The sequence below is a fragment of the Lamprocystis purpurea DSM 4197 genome (assembly GCF_000379525.1).
GTDB classification, from domain to species: Bacteria; Pseudomonadota; Gammaproteobacteria; order Chromatiales; family Chromatiaceae; genus Thiodictyon; species Thiodictyon purpureum.
Genome location: NZ_KB902444.1, coordinates 1 through 2,079, shown reverse-complemented (window position 1 = coordinate 2,079; position 2,079 = coordinate 1). Strand labels below are relative to the sequence as shown.

Annotated in this window: 2 protein-coding genes and 1 pseudogene; all 3 read left to right on the top strand. The window is 57.9% G+C overall.

Annotated features, from left to right (window positions below; genetic code table 11):
- Positions 1-399, top strand: a pseudogene (locus A39O_RS32635) (Rpn family recombination-promoting nuclease/putative transposase); the annotation flags it as partial.
- 309 nt (positions 400-708) lie between these two features.
- Positions 709-1,185 (top strand): type II toxin-antitoxin system VapC family toxin, encoded by a 477-nt coding sequence (locus tag A39O_RS0108340; RefSeq protein ID WP_020504219.1) that lies wholly within the window; start codon positions 709-711, stop codon positions 1,183-1,185.
- Positions 1,182-1,397, top strand: a complete 216-nt coding sequence (locus A39O_RS38090) for a hypothetical protein (RefSeq protein WP_083924580.1) — start codon at positions 1,182-1,184, stop codon at positions 1,395-1,397. The genes A39O_RS0108340 and A39O_RS38090 overlap by 4 nt, the downstream gene beginning before the upstream one ends.
- The last annotated feature ends 682 nt before the right edge of the window (positions 1,398-2,079 follow it).

The window sequence follows — 2,079 nt, the reverse complement described above, 5'->3', positions numbered from 1 at the left end:
CGCTGGCTGAAGTTCTTCACCGAGGCGGAGCGCCTGGACGCGGACGCCCTGCCGGCCTGGATGCAGACCCAAGAGATGAGGCGAGCCATGAACACACTGAAGGCCTTCTCCGAGAAAGAACACGCCTACCATGCCTACCAAGCGCGGCAGGACTATCTGCGCGAACAGCAGAGCATCCAACTCGAATTCGACGACTTGCGTGCGGAGGTCGAGCAGGCGCGGGCGGACGCGGAGCAGGAGCGGGCGGCGAAGGAGCAGGAGCGGGTGGCGAAGGAGCAGGCACGGGCAGACGCGGAGCAGGAGCGAGCCGCCAAGGACGAAGCTTTGGCCGAGATCGAGCGGCTGAAGCGCTTGCTCGCCGACCAGCCGGAACCGTCTGACCCCGAGACGCGGTCGTGATGTCGTGATCTCGGCCTGTCGTCAATTTCTGGTTCCGCAGCAAACCCGGTCGAGTACCCGACGCGGAAGGGCAAAGGGGGTCGGAGCCTGAGGTATCCCCACGAACTTGACCGAGAGATCAGTAGGTTAGCGGAATCCCGGCGTCAGGGCCTCTGCCAGCCATTCAAAGCGTCTCTATCTCGCTGATAGAGAGAGTTATTTCGTGGGGATACCTCAGGGTCGGAGCCCTTATGCCTAAGCAAACCATGGGTAGTAGCGCTTTGTGGTGCCTAGCTCATCAGTATGTCGGACATGAAATAGCGGGATGTGATGAAAGAGAAAGTTTACCTCGACTCTACGATTCCAAGCTATTATTTCGATGAGCGCGAATCGCTGAGGCAGTTTTCTGAAGTCACGAGAAAATGGTGGTCAGAAATGGCAGACCAGTATGATCTCTATATATCAGACGCCGTACTGCAGGAGCTAAATACTGGGAATTATCCCAAGAAGACAGAAATTATCTCACTGGTGTCAACAATTCCGCTATTACCTTTGACGTCGGATCTTGAGCAGGTTGTCGAATTCTACATAGCGAATTACGTTATGCCAAGATCTCTCGTAGGCGATGCAGTTCATCTTGCATACGCTAGTTACTACGAAATCCACTACCTTCTTACGTGGAACTGCAATCATCTGGCAAATGCGAACAAGCGCAAGCATATTCGAGTCATAAATGGTCGGCTCGGATTATCGACGCCAGAGCTTATTACCCCCCTTGAACTGTTCAGCGAGGAGCAATACCCATGATTGAGTCGGAAATCTTAAAAGAAAAGCACCGAACCCAAGTAGAGCTATCAAACGAAAGCGCTTCGATTCATGAGTATTTTGTTCGTTCTCACGCCGCGGCGATGGAAATCGCAGAGTCATTCGGATTCTCTTTGCAATACGCTGATTTACCAAGAAGACAAGGAATGAAAACCCGGATCAGCCTTAAGCAAACTGACGGCCAGAGCAAATGAATGGTGTCAGGTCTTGTAATCACCCATGTGTGAATGCAAGACCCGACTGCACTCTACGAGACGCGGCAGGGTCGTCAATTCCTGGTTCCACAGCAAACCCGGTCGAGTACCCGACGCGGAACGCGCGTCGGTTGGTTCCGCGCGGAATGCGGTCCGCGCAGCGGACCCGGCTGAGCCGCCGGTGCCTCCCGCCGGGCGCGGTTCCCCGGAACCGCGCCCCTTGTCGCACCGGCGACGCCTGCCTGCACTGCGATGATGCGCCATCCCATCGATCCCAAGGTTGACTGTGGCGGGCGAGGGGGTCAGTTCTCGCCTTCTTGCATGTTACAGTGCGAGAACTGACCCCGCCGCCTACGCGAGAACTGACCCCACTGCCCACGAGCCTTCGCCCACGCTCCACGCCGCGCCTTGGCCGCCGTCGGCATCTGAATTCCAGGCACCGGCGCCGCCCAACCGGCCCAGCGGAGGCTCTCGCTCGCACTCGCCCGAGAGATTTCGACACCGCGTACTCGGTTCGACACCGAAATCGCGCTGTCCAGCCCCCCGACTGTCCGTCGCAAGCAGGTTTGCCATTGCCGGCTCCGTGCTCGTGTCCTTTCGGCAAGCCTGCATGAATCCCACGCGCGGGTCCGGTAACGTGGGAGCCCCGCGTTCTTGGCGACCGGAAGGCCCAGCGTGGCCG